The sequence below is a fragment of the Nocardioides sp. 31GB23 genome, assembly GCF_040012395.1.
Taxonomy (GTDB): Bacteria; Actinomycetota; Actinomycetes; order Propionibacteriales; family Nocardioidaceae; genus Nocardioides; species Nocardioides salarius.
This window is the reverse complement of the sequence record NZ_JBDYKJ010000013.1, coordinates 42,476-60,694: the sequence shown is the minus strand read 5'-3', so window position 1 is coordinate 60,694 and position 18,219 is coordinate 42,476. Positions and strand designations below refer to the sequence as shown.

Annotated in this window: 14 protein-coding genes and 1 pseudogene; 5 read left to right on the top strand and 10 right to left on the bottom strand. The window is 73.6% G+C overall.

The features are described from left to right. The first annotated feature begins 21 nt into the window (after nucleotides 1-21). A pseudogene (locus ABKW28_RS06075) lies at nucleotides 22-1,481 on the top strand (CoA-acylating methylmalonate-semialdehyde dehydrogenase). A gap of 35 nt (nucleotides 1,482-1,516) precedes the next feature. Here the strand turns inward: ABKW28_RS06075 and ABKW28_RS06070 are convergent. From ABKW28_RS06070 to ABKW28_RS06045, 6 genes are all read right to left on the bottom strand, one after another. After that, nucleotides 1,517-2,458, bottom strand: coding sequence for a type IV toxin-antitoxin system AbiEi family antitoxin domain-containing protein (locus ABKW28_RS06070; protein ID WP_341231395.1), 942 nt, complete (start codon nucleotides 2,456-2,458; stop codon nucleotides 1,517-1,519). A gap of 158 nt (nucleotides 2,459-2,616) precedes the next feature. Then, nucleotides 2,617-4,044: an FAD-dependent oxidoreductase gene (locus ABKW28_RS06065; RefSeq protein WP_348607270.1), complete on the bottom strand. Its 1,428-nt coding sequence runs from the start codon at nucleotides 4,042-4,044 to the stop codon at nucleotides 2,617-2,619. Then, entirely contained in the window at nucleotides 4,041-4,844 is an 804-nt protein-coding gene (locus ABKW28_RS06060) for an ABC transporter permease (protein WP_348607267.1), read from the bottom strand. Before ABKW28_RS06060 ends, ABKW28_RS06065 begins: the two co-directional genes overlap by 4 nt. Then, complete coding sequence (locus ABKW28_RS06055) at nucleotides 4,841-5,773, bottom strand: ABC transporter permease (RefSeq protein WP_348607264.1); 933 nt, start codon at nucleotides 5,771-5,773, stop codon at nucleotides 4,841-4,843. Before ABKW28_RS06055 ends, ABKW28_RS06060 begins: the two co-directional genes overlap by 4 nt. Then, a complete protein-coding gene (locus ABKW28_RS06050) occupies nucleotides 5,773-6,954 on the bottom strand; it encodes an ABC transporter ATP-binding protein (RefSeq protein WP_348607261.1) in 1,182 nt (393 codons plus the stop codon). The genes ABKW28_RS06055 and ABKW28_RS06050 overlap by 1 nt, the downstream gene beginning before the upstream one ends. Then, a complete protein-coding gene (locus tag ABKW28_RS06045; RefSeq protein ID WP_193667983.1) occupies nucleotides 6,938-8,131 on the bottom strand; it encodes a spermidine/putrescine ABC transporter substrate-binding protein in 1,194 nt (397 codons plus the stop codon). The genes ABKW28_RS06050 and ABKW28_RS06045 overlap by 17 nt, the downstream gene beginning before the upstream one ends. A gap of 156 nt (nucleotides 8,132-8,287) precedes the next feature. Between ABKW28_RS06045 and ABKW28_RS06040 the strand changes: the two genes are divergently transcribed. The 4 genes from ABKW28_RS06040 (at nucleotide 8,288) to ABKW28_RS06025 (ending at nucleotide 12,195) form a co-directional block, all read left to right on the top strand. Continuing rightward, on the top strand, nucleotides 8,288-8,761 hold the full coding sequence (locus ABKW28_RS06040; RefSeq protein ID WP_193667982.1) for an Lrp/AsnC family transcriptional regulator: 474 nt from the start codon (nucleotides 8,288-8,290) through the stop codon (nucleotides 8,759-8,761). Beyond that, nucleotides 8,746-10,182: an FAD-dependent oxidoreductase gene (locus ABKW28_RS06035; protein ID WP_348607258.1), complete on the top strand. Its 1,437-nt coding sequence runs from the start codon at nucleotides 8,746-8,748 to the stop codon at nucleotides 10,180-10,182. Before ABKW28_RS06040 ends, ABKW28_RS06035 begins: the two co-directional genes overlap by 16 nt. A gap of 26 nt (nucleotides 10,183-10,208) precedes the next feature. Then, the gene (gene ddaH, locus ABKW28_RS06030) at nucleotides 10,209-10,985 is read left to right on the top strand and encodes a dimethylargininase (protein WP_348607255.1); all 777 of its coding nucleotides are present in this window, start codon (nucleotides 10,209-10,211) and stop codon (nucleotides 10,983-10,985) included. 280 nt (nucleotides 10,986-11,265) lie between these two features. Beyond that, nucleotides 11,266-12,195 (top strand): RIO1 family regulatory kinase/ATPase, encoded by a 930-nt coding sequence (locus ABKW28_RS06025; RefSeq protein WP_348607252.1) that lies wholly within the window; start codon nucleotides 11,266-11,268, stop codon nucleotides 12,193-12,195. Between the two features lie 29 nt (nucleotides 12,196-12,224). Here ABKW28_RS06025 and ABKW28_RS06020 read toward each other — a convergent pair whose 3' ends face one another. From ABKW28_RS06020 to ABKW28_RS06005, 4 genes are read right to left on the bottom strand one after another with little or no spacing between them, the layout of a single operon-like run. After that, complete coding sequence (locus ABKW28_RS06020; protein WP_348607245.1) at nucleotides 12,225-13,556, bottom strand: FAD-dependent oxidoreductase; 1,332 nt, start codon at nucleotides 13,554-13,556, stop codon at nucleotides 12,225-12,227. A gap of 27 nt (nucleotides 13,557-13,583) precedes the next feature. Next, complete coding sequence (locus ABKW28_RS06015; protein WP_348607242.1) at nucleotides 13,584-14,789, bottom strand: hybrid-cluster NAD(P)-dependent oxidoreductase; 1,206 nt, start codon at nucleotides 14,787-14,789, stop codon at nucleotides 13,584-13,586. After that, entirely contained in the window at nucleotides 14,786-16,087 is a 1,302-nt protein-coding gene (locus ABKW28_RS06010) for an aromatic ring-hydroxylating dioxygenase subunit alpha (protein ID WP_348607239.1), read from the bottom strand. The genes ABKW28_RS06015 and ABKW28_RS06010 overlap by 4 nt, the downstream gene beginning before the upstream one ends. A gap of 22 nt (nucleotides 16,088-16,109) precedes the next feature. Then, a complete protein-coding gene (locus ABKW28_RS06005; protein WP_348607236.1) occupies nucleotides 16,110-18,164 on the bottom strand; it encodes an FAD-dependent oxidoreductase in 2,055 nt (684 codons plus the stop codon). Nucleotides 18,165-18,219 lie beyond the last annotated feature (55 nt).

Here is an 18,219-nt window from a genome sequence, read left to right as displayed (position 1 = left end):
GCCGGAGCACGATGGCCGGGGCTGGGTCCCGAGCCCGAGCGGTACGCCGACGTGCACGACCCGGCGACCGGCGCCACCACCGGCCGGGTCGCCCTGGCCTCGGGGGCCGAGGTCGACGAGGTCGTCGCCGCCGCCGTGGTCGCGGGCCGCGAGTGGGCGCAGGCCTCGCTGTCGCGTCGTACGTCGGTCCTGTTCGCGTTCCGCGAGGGGCTGCACCGCCGGCGCGAGGAGGTGGCCGCAGTCATCACCGCCGAGCACGGCAAGGTCCTCGACGACGCGCTCGGCGAGGTGCAGCGCGGGCTCGAGGTCGCGGAGTTCGCCTGCGGGGCGCCCCACCTGCTCAAGGGCGGCTTCAGCGAGGGCGTCTCCGGCGGGGTCGACGTGCACTCGATGCGCCAGGCGCTCGGGGTGGTGGCGGTCATCTCGCCGTTCAACTCCCTGCCATGGTGCCGCTGTGGTTCGTGCCGGTGGCCATCGCGTGCGGCAACGCGGTGGTGCTCAAGCCGTCGGAGAAGGACCCGTCGACATCGCTGCTGCTGGCCGAGATCTGGGCAGAGGCGGGCCTGCCCGACGGGGTCCTCAGCGTCGTGCAGGGCGACAAGGTCGCCGTCGACGCGCTGCTGACCCACGACGACGTGAAGGCGGTCTCCTTCGTGGGCTCGACGCCCGTGGCCCGCTACGTCTACGAGACCGCGACCGCGCACGGCAAGCGCGTGCAGGCGCTCGGCGGCGCGAAGAACCACATGGTGGTGCTGCCCGACGCCGACCTCGAGGCCGCCGCCGACGCGGCGGTCTCGGCGGGCTTCGGCTCCGCCGGCGAGCGCTGCATGGCGATCTCGGCCCTGGTGTGCGTCGACCCGGTGGCCGACCGGCTGGTGCCGCTCATCGCCGAGCGGATGGCCGGGCTGGTCACCGGCGACGGCCGGCGGGGCAGCGACATGGGCCCCCTGGTGAGCGCCACCCACCGCGACAAGGTGGCCTCCTACGTCGACGCCGGCGCGAGCGAGGGCGCGACGGTGGTGGTCGACGGCCGCGAGGTCCACCCCGACGGCGACCAGGGCGGCTTCTGGCTCGGCCCGACGCTGCTCGACCACGTGGAGACCACGATGACGGTCTACACCGACGAGATCTTCGGGCCGGTGCTGTCGGTGCTGCGGGTGCCGACGTACGACGCGGCGCTCGAGCTGGTCAACGCCAACCCCTACGGCAACGGCACCGCGATCTTCACCCACGACGGCGGCGCCGCCCGCCGCTTCCAGCACGAGGTGGAGGTCGGGATGGTCGGCGTCAACGTGCCGATCCCGGTGCCGATGGCCTACTACTCCTTCGGCGGCTGGAAGAGCTCGCTCTTCGGCGACTCCCACGCGCACGGCACCGAGGGCGTGCACTTCTTCACCCGCGGCAAGGTCGTCACCTCACGCTGGCCCACCCCCGACCTGCCGCGCCCCGGCATCGACCTCGGCTTCCCCCAGCACCACTGACCCGGCCCGGACTTCGCGCCGAGCCGGCCCGGACTTCACAGGTAGTGCCGGCGCCGGTTGCTGGTGATGCTCTCGTGCAGCGCCCGCAGGCGACGCTGGACGTCCTGCTCCGGGCCGAAGACGCAGCGACGCCGGAAGACCTCGATCGTCCACGACGCCTGGTGCAACCAGCTGCGCCGGCCCAGGTCGTGCTCACGCTGCTCGGGCGAGGAGTGGAAGTCCTCGCCGTCGTACTCGGCGCCGGTCCTCTCCTCGGCCAGCCCCATGTCGATGCGGTACGCCGCCCCGTCGTCGCGCGCCACCTCGAGCTGCGTGACCGGGCGCGGCAGCCCTGCCTCGTGCCACCGCAGCCGCAGCGCCGACTCGCCGAACGACTCGGACCCGCCGTCGGCCATCCGGACCAGCGCCCGGAGCGCCACGACGCCGCGCTGGCCGGCGAAGCGGTTGACGCCGGCCAGCAGCTCGCCGTGCTCGAAGTCACCGAGCGAGAGCATCGTGTCCATGCCGTGCAGCCGCACGTCGTTGGAGCGCGGCAGCCGCCCGAGGTCGAGCGCGGTGCGCAGCGGCGTGGTGACGACCAGGCCGTGGACCTCGACCAGGTCGCTGTCGCGCACGGCGCGTTCGCCGCTGCGCACGGTCGACCGCTTCAGGCGCCCGGCCCGCCGGAAGCAGGCGAGCTCGGGGGTGGCGAGGTGGTCGTTGGGCGCCAAGGCACGCTCGCCCGCGTGCAGCCAGGCCGCGGTGTGGTCGCAGAGGAACGCATCGTCGGGGACCACCAGCCTCAGCACCGCGCACCTCAGCTCGAGGCTGTCCTCGAGCGCGCCGACGACGTACACGCCGTGCGCGGGTCGGCGCAGCCACCCGTGCTCGACCATTCGTCGCAGCTGGCGATCGCCGAGCCCGTGGTCGTAGGCCTCAGCGGTGGTGAAGGGACGGTCCAGCGGCAACGAGTGCCCGAGGTCGATGATCTGCGCCATGCCCCACAGGCTGCGCCTGCCGCGGGCTCCGCGCCAGCACCCCGGCCCCGACCTGTGGACAACGAGGAGCGGCGCGGGACATCCGGGCCGGGTCGCGGGGAAGTTCGGGCCGGGTCGCGGGGAAGTTCGGGCCGGGTCGGGGGGAAGTTTGGGCCGGGTCAGGAGTCGAAGCCGAGGCCGGCGGCGTCGAGGCCGCGCAGCCACAGGTTGCGCCGGCCGCCGCGGCGGTCGGCGCGGTCGAGCGACCAGCGGGTCAGGTTGATGCCGACCGAGCGCAGCGGCTCGGGCGGGAAGGGCAGGGGGCGCTCGCGCACCATCCGCAGCCGGGTCCGCTCGGTGTCGGCGCCGTCGAGGAGGTCGAGCACCACCTGGGCGCCGAACCGGGAGGCACCCACCCCGAGCCCGGTGTAGCCCAGCGCGTAGCCGACCCGACCCGAGACCGCGGTGCCGAAGAAGGCCGAGAAGCGGGTGCAGGTGTCGATGACCCCGCCCCAGCGGTGCGTGAACCGGATGCCGGCCAGCTGCGGGAACGTCTCGAGGAAGTGCTCGGCCAGCAGCCGGTGCGTCTGCTCGCGCTGCTCGAGCGAGGCGTCGATGCGGCTGCCCCAGTGGTAGACGGCGTCGTAGCCGCCCCACAGGATGCGGTCGTCGCGGGTCAGCCGGTAGTAGTGGAACTGGTTGGCCGCGTCGCCGACGCCCTGGCGCCCCGACCACCCGATGGAGGCCAGCTGGGCGGGGGTGAGCGGCTCGGTCATCAGCACGTGGTCGTAGACCGGCACGGTCATCAACCGCAGCCGGCGCAGCAGCGGCGGGAAGGCGTTGGTGGCCAGCGCGACCCGGCCCGCGCGCACCCGCCCCGCTCCCTGCGGCCCCAGGGTCGACAGCTCGACGCCGACCCCGGAGCGCTCCAGGCCGACCACCCTGGTCGACTCGTGCACGACCACGCCGGCCTCCAGGCACGCCCGCCGCAGCCCCCACGCCAGCCGGGCGGGCTCGACGAGCGCCAGGCCGGTGGGCTCGCTCAGCGCCCCGAGGTACGTCGGTGACGCGACCTGCGCCTGTGCCTCGGCGGCGTCCAGCCAGCTCGCCTCGCCACCGTGCTCGACCAGCGCGGCGGCCAGCTCCTGCAGCTCGGTGACGTGGTGGGCCCGGGTGGCGACCGTCAGCTCGCCCACCTCGCGCCAGTCGCAGTCGATGCCGAGCGCGGCGATGCTGGCCCCGATCTCGCGCAGGTTCTCGGCCCCGAGCCGGTCGAGCCGGTCGAGCTCCTCGGGCCAGCGCTCGAGGCCGTTGCCGAAGCCGTGGGTCAGGCTGGCGGCGGCGAACCCGCCGTTGCGCCCGCTCCCCTGGACCCCGCACTCCCCCGCCTCGAGCAGCACCACCGAGGCCGAGGGGTGGCGGGCGCGGGCCAGCAGGGCGGTCCACAGCCCGGTGTAGCCGCCGCCCACGACGACCAGGTCGGCGCGGGCACGACCGGCCAGGGGCGACAGCGGCGCGGGCCGGTCGGGGTCGTCGAGCCAGTAGGTGCGTGGCGCGGCGTCGGCCAGGGCACGCTCGACCAGACCCGGCGAGACCGCTGCCGTCACACCAGCGCCCTGACGCGCCGGCGGTTGTTCATCTCCACGCTGACCACGATCGCCACCGAGACCACGAACATCAACGTGCCGACCACGTTCACCTGCATCGGCACCCCGCGCTGGGCGGCGCCCCACACGTACATCGGGAACGTCGTGGTGGTGCCGGCGTTGAGGTTGGTGATGATGAAGTCGTCGAAGGACAGCGAGAAGCTCAGCAGCGCCGCACCCAGGATGCCGGGGAAGACCAGCGGGAAGGTGACCCGGCGGAAGGTCTGCACGGGTGTCGCGTAGAGGTCCATCGCGGCCTGCTCGAGGGTGTCGTCCATCCCGGCCAGCCGGGAGCGGATGGTGACCACCACGAAGGACAGGCAGAACATGATGTGGGCGATCAGGATGGTCCAGAAGCCGAGCTGGCCGGCGAAGCCCGAGGCGACGAAGAGCGCCAGCAGCGAGGAGCCGAGCACGATCTCGGGGGCGGCCATCGGCAGGAAGATCAGCAGGTTGGAGGCCGAGCGGCCGGCGAAGTCGTGGCGCACCAGCGCGAAGCCCGCCAGCGTGCCCAGCACCGTGGCCACCAGCGTGGCCAGCAGCCCGATCTGGATCGAGCGGCCCAGCGCCGAGCACATCCCCTCGGCGGCACACGGGTTGGCCCAGTTGTCGAGGGTGAAGGCGTCGAAGCGGTAGACGTTGCGGCTCGCGGGGGCGTTGAAGCTCATCAGGACCACCACCGCGATCGGCACGAAGGTGTAGACGAGCACCAGCAGCCCGAGCACCAGCACGATCCGCTCGCGGATCCAGCGCGCGGTCACAGCAGCTCCTCCGTGCCCGCGCGGCGTACGTAGAAGAGGACCATCACCACGATGATCACCATCAGCAGCATCGACAGCGCCGCGGCCGAGGGGTAGTCGTTGGCGTCGGTGAACTGGCTCTGGATGACCGAGCCGATCATCCGCTGGTTGGGGCTGCCCAGCAGCTGGGCGTTGATGTAGTCGCCCACCGCGGGGATGAAGGTGAGCAGCGTGCCGGAGACGACCCCGGGCAGCGACAGCGGCCAGGTGACCTTGAAGAACCCGACGAACGGGTGGGCGTAGAGGTCGGAGGAGGCCTCGATCAGCCGCGGGTCGATCTTGTCGATGCTGGCGAAGAGCGGCAGCACCATGAACGGCAGGAAGTTGTAGGTAAGCCCCGCCACCACCGCCACCGGCGTGGCCAGCAGCCGGCCGTCGTCGCCGAGCAGGTGCACCGTCTGCAGCGCGTCGACGACGAAGCCGTCGTCGGCCAGGATCAGCTTCCACGACAGGGTGCGCAGCAGGAAGCTGGTGAAGAACGGGGCGATGACCAGCACCAGCATCAGGTTCTTCCAGCGCCCGGCCTTGAACGCGATGGCGTAGGCCAGCACGTAGCCGAGCACCAGGCAGATCAGCGTCGCGACGGCGCCGTAGGCCAGCGAGCGCACGAACGGCTGCCAGTACTCGCGCAGCGCGTCGACGTAGTTGCTGACGTGGTAGGTCATCTCGTAGCCGCGGAAGTCCGAGCCCGCCGGGTCGTAGAGGCTGGTCGCGAGCAGCGAGTAGAACGGCACCACGAAGAACAGCGCCAGCCAGGCCAGCGCGGGCAGCAGGAGCAGGTAGCCGGTCAGGCCCCGCCGCCGCCCGGTCGTGGCGTCCCGGGGTGCTGCCGGCGAGGGCTCCGGCGGCGTCGCCGCCGAGGGCGCGGTCACCGGGGCCGCGCTGACCATCAGACGCTCCCCCGCTGGGCGCCGGCGCTGGCGTCCTGCGAGAAGTCGAGGAGGAAGGCGTACTCGGGGCGCCACGAGAGCTCGACCTGCTCGCCGGTGGCGAAGAGCCGGCTGCGACCGGTGTTCTGGGAGAAGACCTGCAGCTCCTGGCCCCAGGGCATCCGCACCAGGTACTGCGTGGAGACCCCGACGAAGCTGACGTCGGTGACCACCCCGCCGGGGATGGTGTTGCCGGGCGCGTCGAGGCTCTCCCCCGGCTCGCCGACCAGCACCTTCTCGGGCCGGATCCCGATCCAGCCGCGCTCGCCGTCGGTGTGGGTGCGCGCGGTCGGGACCGACACCGCGATGCCGTGCATGTCGACGGTGGTCAGGTCGGCGTCGCGGCGTACGACGCTGCCCTCGATGAGGTTGGACTGGCCCAGGAAGTTGGCCACGAAGGTCGAGCGCGGGTTCTCGTAGAGCTGCGCGGGAGCACCCATCTGCTCGATGACGCCCGCGTTCATCACCGCGACCGTGTCGGCCATCGTCATGGCCTCCTCCTGGTCGTGGGTGACGTGCACGAAGGTCAGGCCCACCTCGGTCTGGATGCGCTTGAGCTCGATCTGCATCCCGCGGCGCAGCTTGAGGTCGAGCGCGCCCAGCGGCTCGTCGAGCAGCAGCACCTCGGGCTTGTTGATCAGCGCCCGGGCCAGCGCGACGCGCTGCTGCTGGCCGCCGGAGAGCTGCACCGGCTTCTTGCGGGCCTGGCTGCCGAGCTCGACGAGGTCGAGCATGTCGCGCACCTGGGTGTCGACGTCCTTGGTGCGGCGCCGGCGCAGCCCGAAGGCGACGTTCTCGTAGATGTCGAGGTGGGGGAAGAGCGCGTAGCTCTGGAAGACGGTGTTGACCGGGCGCCGGTAGGGCTTGGCGTGGGTGATGTCGGCGCCGGCCAGCGTGATCGAGCCGGAGGTCGGCGTCTCGAGCCCGGCCACCATCCGCAGCGTCGTGGTCTTGCCGCAGCCCGAGGGGCCCAGCAGCGCGAAGAACGAGCCGCGCGGCACGTCGAGGTCGAGCTCGCGCACCGCGGTGAAGGTCGCGAACTCCTTGGTCACCGCGCGCAGCCGCAGCCCCTCGTACGACGCGTGGTCGCCGTCGCGGGGCCCGCCCGGGCCGGCGCTGGTCTGGTCAGCCACCTGTGACATCGGCGAACTCTCCTTCGTACTGCGTCGTCTGGCGGTCGTCGAGCGGCATGAAGTCGAAGGTGGCCGCGAGCGCCTCGTCGCTGGGGAAGATCAGCTCGTTGTCGACCAGCGACGGGTCGACCTGCTCCATGGCCTCGCGGGCACCCCTGACCGGGCAGATGTAGTTGACCCAGGCGGCGAGCCTGGCGGCGACCTCGGGCTCGTAGTAGTAGTCGATCCACTGCTCGGCGTTGGCGGTGTGGGTGGCCAGGTTGGGCACCAGCATGTTGTCGCTCCACAGCACCAGCCCCTCCTCCGGCGTGACGAACTTGATGTCGGGGTTCTCGAACTGCAGCTGGATGACGTCGCCCGACCACGCCTCGCAGGCGTAGATGTTCCCGGCGGCGAGGTCCTGGGTGTAGTCGTTGCCGGTGAAGGCGCGCACCTGGCCGCTGGCCACCACCTCGCGCAGCCGGTCGATGGCCACGCCCCACTGGTCGTCGGTGAAGTCGCGGGGGTCGGCGCCGGTGACGGCGAGCAGGAACGACATCGTGTCGCGCATCTCGGTGAGCAGGGTGACGCGGCCCTTGAGGTCGGAGCGGGTCAACAGCTCCTCGAAGCTGCCGACCTCCCCGGTCTTGGCGGCGTTGTAGGCGATGCCGGTCAGGCCGGTCTGCCACGGCGCGTGGTAGGTCAGGTCGGGGTCCCACTGCCGCTCGCGCAGCGGGTCGATGAGGTTGGCGTGCAGGTTGGGGACCCGGTCGGGATCGAGGGGCTGGACCCAGCCCAGCCCGATCATCCGGGCGGCCATCCAGTCGGTGAGCATCACCAGGTCGCGGTCGATGGGCTGGCAGCTGCCGAGCTGGTTGCGCACCTTGGCGTAGAACTCGGCGTTGTCGTTGACGTCGTCGGTGTAGGCGACCTCGATGCCGGTGCGGCGCTGGAAGGTCTGGAAGGTGCCCTCCTCCTTGCGCCGCGGGTCGATGTACTGCGGCCAGTTCGAGATGACCAGCCGGCGCTCGGCCTCGGACACGTCGGCGGCGGCGCAGGCGGCGGGGTCCTGCCGGGCGCCGGCGACCTCGAAGAGCGGCAGCTTGAGGGCGGCGGCGCTGAGCCCGGCGAACGCCAGCACGCCCCCGCCGCGCAGCAGCCCCCGGCGCGTGACCGGCGGGCGTCCAGGTCCTCGTTCTCCTGACATGACCCTCCTGTCGTCCGATGGGTCGGATCGTGCCACTTCGACACCATGACGACAAGCGATTCCGTCGATCAGAAACATGATCGCAACGAAATCCATCGGATCTCGATCCGCAGAGAACCTTTCCGGCAGGGACGACCAGACCGGTAGGTTCCTCCCATGAGCCCCCGCAGCGAGCGCCCCGCCACGCCCCTCGACGACGTCTCCAAGGCCATCATCGAGCAGCTCCAGCAGGACGGACGTCGCTCGTACGCCGCCATCGGCAAGGTCGTGGGCCTCTCGGAGGCCGCCGTGCGCCAGCGGGTGCAGCGCCTCGTCGAGGGCGGGGTGATGCAGGTCGTGGCGGTCACCGACCCGCTCGAGCTCGGCTTCGCCCGCCAGGCGATGGTGGGGGTCCGGGTCAGCGGCCCCCTCGAGCCGGTCGCCGACGCGCTGGCCGAGATCGCCGAGGTCGACTACGTCGTGATCACCGCCGGCTCCTACGACCTGCTCGCCGAGGTGGTCGCCGAGAGCGACGAGGGCCTGCTCGAGCTGATCTCGCAGCGGATCCGCACCATCGAGGGCGTCGTGGCGACCGAGACCTTCATGTACCTCCAGCTGCGCAAGCAGACCTACTCGTGGGGTGTGCGCTGAGCGCGCCCGCCTCCCCGGCCGAGGACTACGGGTCGCTGTCGCTGTGGCACGCCACGGCCGACGACGACTGGGCCCCGCGCGCCGCGCTGGACGGCGACCTCGACGTCGACGTGGCCGTCGTGGGCGCCGGCCTGACCGGCCTGTGGACGGCACACTACCTCGCCGAGGCCGACCCGGCGCTGCGGATCGCGGTGCTCGAGGCCGAGGTGGCCGGGTACGGCGCGTCGGGACGCAACGGCGGCTGGTGCTCGGCGCTCTTCCCCGCCTCCCCCGGCATGTTGGCAGCGCTGCCTCGCGCCGACGGGCAACCGCACGGGCGCGAGGGGGCGCTGGCCCAGCACGCCGCGATGCGGGCGAGCATCGACGAGGTCGCCCGGGCCGCGGCCGGGGAGGGCATCGAGGCCCAGCTCGCCAAGGGCGGCACCATCACCCTGGCCCGCGGCCCCGCCCAGCTGGCCCGTGCCCGGGCCGAGGTCGCGCACGCCCGTGCCTGGGGTCGCGACGAGGACGACCTGCGCCTGCTCGACCGGGCCGGTGCCGAGGAGGTCGTGCGGGCCGACGGCACCGTCGGCGCGACGTACACGCCCGACTGCGCGGCGCTGCACCCGGCGCGGCTGGTGCGCGGCCTGGCCCGGGCGGTGGAGCGCCGCGGCGTGCGGGTGCTCGAGCGGACCCCGGTCACCGCGATCGCGCCGGGTGGCTGCACGACCCCGCACGGTGTCGTGCGCGCCGACGTGGTCGTGCGGGCCACCGAGGGCTACACGCCGCGCCTGCCCGGGCACGAGCGCGACGTCGTGCCCGTCTACTCCCTGGTGATCGCCACCGAGCCGCTGCCCGACGCGGTCTGGGACGAGATCGGCCTGGCCCGGCGCGAGACGTTCACCGACCACCGCCACCTCATCGTCTACGGCCAGCGCACCGCCGACGGCCGCCTGGTCTTCGGCGGCCGCGGCGCGCCCTACCACCTCGGCTCGGCGGTCCGCCCCGGCCACGACCGCGACCCGCGCGTGCACGCCCGGCTGCTGGCGACCCTGCACGAGTTGTTCCCGGTGCTGGGCCGCGGGGCCGGGGTGCGGGTCACCCACGCCTGGGGCGGCCCGCTGGGCATCCCCCGCGACTGGTGCGCCTCGGTGGGGCTGGACCGCGCCAGCGGACTGGCCTGGGCGGGCGGGTACGTCGGCGACGGCGTGGCCACCACCAACCTGGCCGGGCGCACCCTGCGCGACCTCGTGCTCGGCCACGACACCGACCTGACCGGCCTGCCCTGGGTGGGCCACCGCTCGCCGCGCTGGGAGCCCGAGCCGCTGCGCTGGCTGGGCATCAACGCCGGCCTGCGCGCGACCACCCTCGCCGACGCCGAGGAGTCGCTGACCGGGCGCGCCTCCCTCGTCGCGCGCGCCGTCGCGCCGCTGCTCGGCTGAGCCGCGCCGAGGGGCAGGATGGACCCATGAGGAAGCTCGCCCTGGTCCGCCGCCCCGGCCCGCGCCTGGCCGACGGCATCGTGACCCACATCGACCGCTCCCCCGTCGACCTCGACCTGGCGCTGCGCCAGTGGGAGGGGTACGTCGAGGCGCTGCACGACCACGGCTGGCAGAGCGTCGAGGTCGACCCGGCCGACGAGTGCCCCGACGCCGTCTTCGTCGAGGACACCGTCGTCGTCTACGACGACCTGGCCGTCGTCGCCCGCCCGGGCGCCGACGAGCGCAAGCCCGAGACGCCCGCGGCCGAGGAGGCACTGCGCCGGCTCGGCTACCGCATCGCCCGCATCGAGGCGCCCGAGACCCTCGACGGCGGAGACGTGCTCAAGCACGACGGCACCGTGTGGGTGGGGCTCGGTGGGCGCACCACCCCCGGGGCCGTCGACCAGCTGCGGACGCTGCTGGCCCCGCTGGGCGCGCGCGTGGTCGGCGTACCGCTGGCCAAGGTGCTGCACCTGAAGTCGGCCGTCACCGCGCTGCCCGACGGCACCGTCGTGGGCTGGGACCCGGTCGTCGACGACGCCTCGGTCTGGGAGTCCTACCTGCCCGTGCCCGAGGAGCCCGGCGCCCACGTGGTGCTGCTCGACGAGGCCACGGTGCTGATGTCGACCAGCGCCCCCCGCACCAGGGCGCTCTTCGAGGAGCGCGGGCTGCGGGTGGTCGCCGTCGACATGAGCGAGTACGAGAAGCTCGAGGGCTGCGTGACCTGCCTGTCGGTGCGCCTGCGCGGGGCGCCGACGGCCTGAGCCGGCCGCTGCGGGCCCGCCACCGGGACCGCCGTCCCGGTTCGTCGATCGGTTGATCAACGCGCTCGCCCATTGGTCAACCGGTCGACGAACCGGCGACGTGGGGTCCTGGCCGGGGGTGGAGGCGAAAACCCGTTGCGGCGCGCCGACCCGGACCTCCACCCTGGACCGGAGCAGCACGGCGTACGAGCCGTGCGACATCGAGAGGAGCGTGACATGTCGACGACTGTCCCTGGCCTGCCCGCAGACCACCCCCTCTTCTCCCGATGGAGCACCCACCGTGACGTACGACGTCTCCCAGCAGACCCAGCAGACCCAGCACCCGCAGGACCGCACCGCCCCTGAGCCCCTCCACGGCGCCGACCGGCTCGGCTTCGACTTCCGCCCGCTCGACGACCTCGACGACGACCAGCGCTGGTCGACCTGGCTCGAGGTCGAGCCGCTCTCGCGCGGGCCCGAGCCCCGACCCGCCTGGGTCGTGACCAGCCAGGCCGCCGTCGACACCGAGCTGGGGATCCTCAAGACCGGCAAGGAGGCGGACGCGTTCCTGCTGGAGCGCGCCGTGCCCGACACCGACCCGTCCTTCGTGCCGGGCGCCGACGGGCAGTCGGTGGTGCTGGTCGCCAAGCGCTACCGCGGCGAGGAGCACCGCTCGTTCCACCGCTCCGGCGCCTACACCGAGGGCCGCCGGGTGCGGAACACCCGCGACGCCCGGGCGATGGCCAAGAAGACCGACTACGGCCGCCAGGTGGCGGCCGGCCAGTGGGCCTCCGCCGAGTGGCTGGCGCTGACCCGGCTGTGGACCCTCGGGCTCGCGGTCCCCTACCCCGTGCAGGTCGACGGCACCGAGCTGTTGATGGAGTGGATCACCGTCGAGGGTGAGCACGGTCCCGAGACCGCGCCCCGCCTGGCCCAGGCCCGTCCGTCGCCGCGGCTGCTGGCGTCGTGGTGGGAGCAGGTGCGCGAGGCGATGGCGCTGATGGTGCAGGAGGGCATCGTGCACGGCGACCTGTCGCCGTACAACGTGCTGGCCGCCGGCGAGCGGCTGGTGGTCATCGACCTCCCGCAGGTGGTCGACCTGGTCGGCAACGTCAACGGGATGGACTTCCTGCTGCGCGACTGCCGCAACATGGCCACCTGGTTCCGTGCCCGCGGGCTCGACGTCGACGAGCACGACCTCTTCGCCGACCTGGTGGCGCACGCGTTCTGACCGCGCCGAGCGCAACGACTACCCGAGGCCTACCCGAGCACGGTGCGGGTGCTGGCGGCGTTCACCGCCCGGATGCGGGAGAACGCCGCCAGGTCGATGTCGAGCCCGGTGTGCGCGCCGCGGTGGACGACCGGGTCGCGGTCGTGGTCGACGCCGCCGTCCTCGACCGCCGCGATGATCGCGGCCAGGAAGCAGCCGGCGACCGGAGCGTTCTTGAACTGGTTGCCGCTGGTGCCCATGGCGACGTAGAAGCCGTCGGCGTCGGTGCGGTCGTAGATCGGTGTCCAGTCGTCGGCCACGTCGTAGACGCCGACGACCCCCGAGGGCCGGTTGGGCACCCGCAGCTCGGGCAGGCGGCGCGCGGCCCGGGTCACCTGCGACTCGTAGCGCGCCAGCGAGACGTGGTCGTCGACGGCGTCGGGGTCCTCGATCCAGTCGAAGGGGTCGCACTCGGGCTCGGTGCCGCCGATCACCCACGCCTGCTGCGGGCCGGGGCGCATGTAGGTGCCGAGGTCGATGTCGAAGACCCCCGGGCCGGGTGCCTCCTCCGTGCCGTAGCCCACCGGCTGGGCCACCTGGTGCACCTCCTGGCGCAGCGGCCGGACGCCGACGGTGAACTCCGCCCCGACCCCCGCCATCCGGTTGAACGCGCCCGACCAGGGACCGGCGGCGTTGACCACGACCGGCGCCTCGACGCGCCGCCCGTCGGCCAGCGCGAGGTGCCACAGCGAGCCGCGGCGCTCGGCCGCGACCACCTGCGCCCGGTAGGTCGTGCGTGCTCCGTGCAGCCGAGCGGCGTACGCCAGGTTGTCGGCGGCCAGGCGCGGGTCGTCCATGTAGCCGGCGTCGGGGGTGTGGATCGCGCCGAGCCGGGCCTCGGCGTCGTCCCAGAACGCGTCGTCGGCGACCGGCTTGTTGGGCCAGTAGGCGCCGGTGTCGAGGTGCGGGAAGCGCGCCGCGAGCTCGTCGGGGCCCAGGTGCTCGCAGGGCACCCCGGCCGACTCCAGCAGACGCATCCCCTCGGTCCACGGCACGGCCGGCACGTCGAGGTGCAGCATCCCGGTGCGGTGGAAGCGCGAGAGCACCGGCGGGTCGGTCAGCGGCTCGCGGCCGGGCAGCCCCAGGTGCTCGGCCCACTGCTCCCACATGAACTTGGCCTCCCACGACGTCGCGACCGTGTCGTAGGTCGAGTAGAGGAAGCGGATGACCGCGCTCGAGGCGCAGGTCGAGCCGTGCCCGGGACCACCCGCCTTGTCGACGACGAGCACGTCGCGTCCGGCGCGGGCGAGCTCGAGGGCGACGGCCGAGCCGATCACCCCCGAGCCGACGACGACCGCGTCGGCGGTCAGGGTGGTGGTCACAGGTCTCTCCCTCTGGGGTCGGCGGGGTCAGGCGTCGACGACGATGTCGCCGTCGGGGGTCGAGCAGCAGGGCAGGAACTTGTCCTGCGCGATCTCGCGGGGCCGGATGCCGCCCTGGTGCACCATGTCGACCCGGCCCGCGAGCAGGGTCGACTTGCAGGTGCCGCAGAGGCCGGCCGAGCACGACGACGGCAGGCGTACGCCGGCCTGCTGGGCGGCCGCCAGCACCGTGGTGCCCGGCGGGCACACGATCTCGCGGTCGCTGCGCCCGAAGCGCACCCGTGCCCCGGGCACGACCTCGGGCACGCTCTCCCGTGCCGGAGCGGCCTCGTGCGCGGCGGGCGCACCCGGGGCGCCCAGCACGAAGCTCTCCTCGTGGCAGCACGCCGGGTCGGCCCCGACCTCGGCCAGCACGGCCCGCACACCGGCCATGTAGCCGGGCGGCCCGCAGGTCAGCACCTCGCGCCCGGTCGCGTCGGGCACGGCCGCGAGCAGGATCTCGGCGTCGAGGCGGCCCCGCCAGCCGGTCCAGGCGCCCGGGCGGCCCGGCGGGTCGTCCTCGCACACCCACACCACCCGCAGCCCCTCGTGCGCGGCGGCCAGGTGCTCGAGCTCGTCGCGTCCGACCAGGTCGTCGGGAGTGCGGGCGCTGTGCACCACCACGACGTCGAGCGCACCGTCCTCGAGCTCGGCCAGGTCGGCCATCGTGCGCAGGGTCGCGAGCGTCGGGGTGATGCCGCTGCCGGCCGAGAGCAGCAGGTAGCGGGCGGCGGGGTGCTCGGTGACGGTGAACCCGCCGAGCGGCCCGGCCGCGTGCAGCCGGTCGCCGACCGCGAGCCGGTCGTGCAGGTACGGCGACAGCCCACCGCCCTCGACCCGCTTGACGGTGACCCGGAGCAGGTGCGGGCGGGTCGGCGGCGACGAGATCGTGTAGCAGCGCTCGACCCGCTGGCCGTCGACGTCGACGCCGAGGGTCAGGAACTGGCCGGGGCGGAACGCGAAGGCGCTCGGGCTGGCCGGCTCGAGGACCAGCGACACCACGTCGTGGGTCTCCTGCACCCGGGCCCGCAGCACCAGCTCGGTGTCGAAGCCCTCCCCCTGGTCCGGGTCGGCCAGGACCCCCTCGCCCAGCGGCCGCACCGGCCGCCACGTGTCTGGCACCACCCGCAGCGCCGGGCCGGGCGGCTCGACCTGCACCTCGTGGGCCCGCGGGGCGGGCTGCACCTCGCTCATCGCGCGACCGCCTCGCGCACACGGGCGTCGTACCAGGCCACGAACGCCTCGACCTGCTCCTCCGCCTCGGAGTAGGGACCGGGCAGGTAGCCCGGGTCGGCGACCCCGGACTGGGTGCCGGCGACGAACGCGGCGTCCTGCTCGTTGGTCGCGCGCCAGGTCGCGGTGAGCTCGTCGACCTCGTAGTCCACACCCTCGACGGCGTCCTGGTGCACCAGCCACGTGGTGCGCACCAGCGTGCGGTCGACCGCGAGCGGCAGCGCCGCGAACGTCACCACGTGGTCGGCCTGGAAGTGGAACCAGGCGTTCGGCTGGGTGTGCAGCCCCAGGCGGCCCAGCCGCGCCTCGGGGAGGTCGCCGAGCAGCCGGCGGACCAGCCGCGTGCCGTCGGGGCTGAACGACTCCCCCGCGCCGTCGAGCGGCTCGCGCTGGACCCGGAAGCCCAGGGGCCGGTCGACGAGGTCCTCGACGAGGCCGTGCGGCAGCCCGAGCTCGTCGCTGCGCCGCTCGAGGTCGGCCAGGGCAGCGAGGTAGCGGTCGTGGTCGGCGCGCATCCGCTCGGGGACCTGGTCGTCGCTCAGCCCCCAGGTCGGGAAGAACGTGCAGCGCAGCTCGGGGTGGCCGTCGCAGTGGTAGCACTCGCGGTTGTTCTCCATGGTGAGCTTCCAGTTGCCGTCCTCGACGAGGTCGACCTGGGCGGCCACCTTGGTGCGGCCCAGCTGGTGCGGGGCGACGTACGGCGCCACGACGCGCGCGACGTGCTCGATGTCGGCGGGCGGGTCGTCGGCCAGGCACACGAAGAGCAGGCCGGCCACCTCGCGCAGGTGCACCGGACGCAGGCCCAGCGCCCCGGTGTCGGTGGTCGGCGGCAGCTGCGGGGCGTGCAGCAGCCGACCGTCGGTGCCGTAGGTCCAGTGGTGGTAGCCGCACACGATGTTGCCCACGCAGCCGTGGGAGCCGGTGACAAGCCGCGAGCCGCGGTGCCGGCACACGTTGCGCAGCGCCCGCACCTGCTCGTCGTCGTCGCGCAGCACCACCACGGAGGCGGTGCCGATGTCGACGGTGAGGAAGTCGCCGGCCTCGGGCACCTCGGCGACCGTGCCGACGAAGAGCCACTGCCGCTGCCAGACCAGGCGCAGGTCGGCCTCGTGCAGCGCGGGGTCGGTGTAGCAGGGGCCGGGCAGCGAGTGCGCCGGCGGGCGGGAGTCGAGGAGCTCCAGCAGCCGGGCCGCGACGGATCCCGCTGGACGCGCCGGGCGGGCGGGACGGAGGTCGGGGGCCGGGCGGGTGATCGTCATCGGTTCCTCCTGCGCGGGCGGGTCAGACGGTGACGCACAGTCGCAGCGCGTCGTAGATGGCGGCGTGGATGGAGCGGCTCGCGACCGCGTCGCCGATGCGGAAGAGCTGGTAGGCGCCGTCGGGGTGGGTGGCGACCTCCTGGGCCCGCCCGGCGAGCAGGGCCGGGTGGTCGACCTCGCCGAGGTTGCGCGAGCCGGGCACGAGGTCGAGGTAGAGCTCGTCGTTGGGCACGGTGCCGTGCTCGACGACCACGTGGTCGACCAGGCGCTCCTCGACCACGCCCGCGTAGTCGCTGCCGAGCACCGCCACCAGCCGGGCGTCCTGGTCGGGCGCAGCGCGCCGCACCGAGCGCAGCCGGCGGGCCACCGAGAGCGCCACCCCGTGCTCGGCGAAGGCCCGCAGGTAGGCGGGACTGTTCATGGCGCCGACCGAGATGCCGACCATCCGCTCCGGCGTGACCAGCTCGACCCGGGCCCCGCGGCGGGCCAGGTGCTCGGCGGCGTCGAGAGCCGGCTCACCGCCGTGGTCGTCGTAGACCAGCACCCGTTCACCCGGGCGCGGCCCCGCGCCTCCGAGCACGTCCCAGGTGTCGAGCACGAGCTCCTCGCCGCCCCCGGCCACCGAGCGGTCCGGCACCCCGCCGGTCGCGACGACGACCAGGTCGGGCTGCTCGGCCAGGACCGTGGCGGCGTCGGCGTACACGCCGTAGCGGACCTCGACGCCGCTGTGCTTGAGCTCGGCGACGCGCCAGTCGACGATCCCGACCAGGTCGCGGCGGCGCAGCGTGGAGGAGGCCAGCAGCAGCTGGCCGCCGGGGCGGTCGGCCGCCTCGAGGAGCACCACGTCGTGGCCGCGCTCGCCGAGCACCCGGGCGGCCTCGAGGCCGCCCGGCCCGGCGCCCACGACGACCGCGCGCCGGCGACGGCCCGGCGTGGGGACGATGACGTGCGGCAGCGACTGCTCGCGACCGGTCGCGGGGTTGTGCACGCACTTGGCGTCGCCCGACTCGTAGATCGCGTCGAGGCAGAAGCTGGCGCCCACGCACGGGCGCACCCGGTCCTCCTCGCCGCGGGCGACCTTGGCGACCAGGTGCGGGTCGGCGATCTGCGGCCGGGTCATCCCGACGAGGTCGAGCAGGCCGTCGCGGATCGCGTGGCGTGCCGTCGCGACGTCGCCGATGCGCGCCGCGTGCATCACCGGTACCCCGAGCGCGCGGCGCACGGTGCCGGCGAGCTCGAGGAAGGGCGCCGACGGGGTGCCCATCGACGGGATGGTCGCCGCCAGCCGGGCGTCGCTGTCGAGGCCACCCTTGATGACGGAGAGGAAGTCGACGCCGTGCTCGAGGTAGCGCCGCGCGATCGGGAGCGTGTCCTCGAGCCCCAGCCCGTCGGGCAGGTCCTCGTCCATCGCCATCCGCAGGCCGACCACGAAGTCGGGCCCCACCGCGCGGCGTACGGCGTCGAGCACGCGCAGCGGGAAGACCAGGCGCGCCTCGGGGTCGCCGCCGAAGGCGTCGGTGCGCAGGTTGGTGGCCGGGGACGCCCAGGCGTCGAAGAGGTGGCTGTAGGACTCGATCTCGATGCCGTCGAGGCCGGCCGCCTGGCACCGGGCCGCCGCGTCGGCGTAGTCGCGCACGATCCGGTCGACGTCCCAGGCCTCGGCGACCTTGGGGAACGAGCGGTGCTGCGGCTCGCGCAGGCGGGAGGGGTAGACCAGCGGCAGCCAGTCGCCGCTGGCGCTGCTGGTGCGCCGCCCCAGGTGGGTGACCTGGCACATCACGGCCGCGCCGGCCTCGTGGAGGTCGTCGCAGAGCCGGCGCAGCCACCCGACGACCTCGTCGCGGTAGAGCAGCATGTTGCCGAAGGCCGGCGGGCTGTCCGGCGAGACGACGGCCGACCCGCCGATCATCGTCAGCCCGACACCGCCGCGGGCCTTCTCGAGGTGGTAGAGCCGGTAGCGGTCCTTCGGCATCCCGTCCTCGGTGTAGGCGGGCTCGTGGGAGGTGCTGACGACGCGGTTGCGCAAGGTGGTGCCGCGGAGCCGGTACGCCTCGAGAAGCGGGTCCACCTGGTGCACGTCACCATGGTGTGGGTCACGCTCGATGAAAGAAAAGCGCACGATTTCGCCGCTG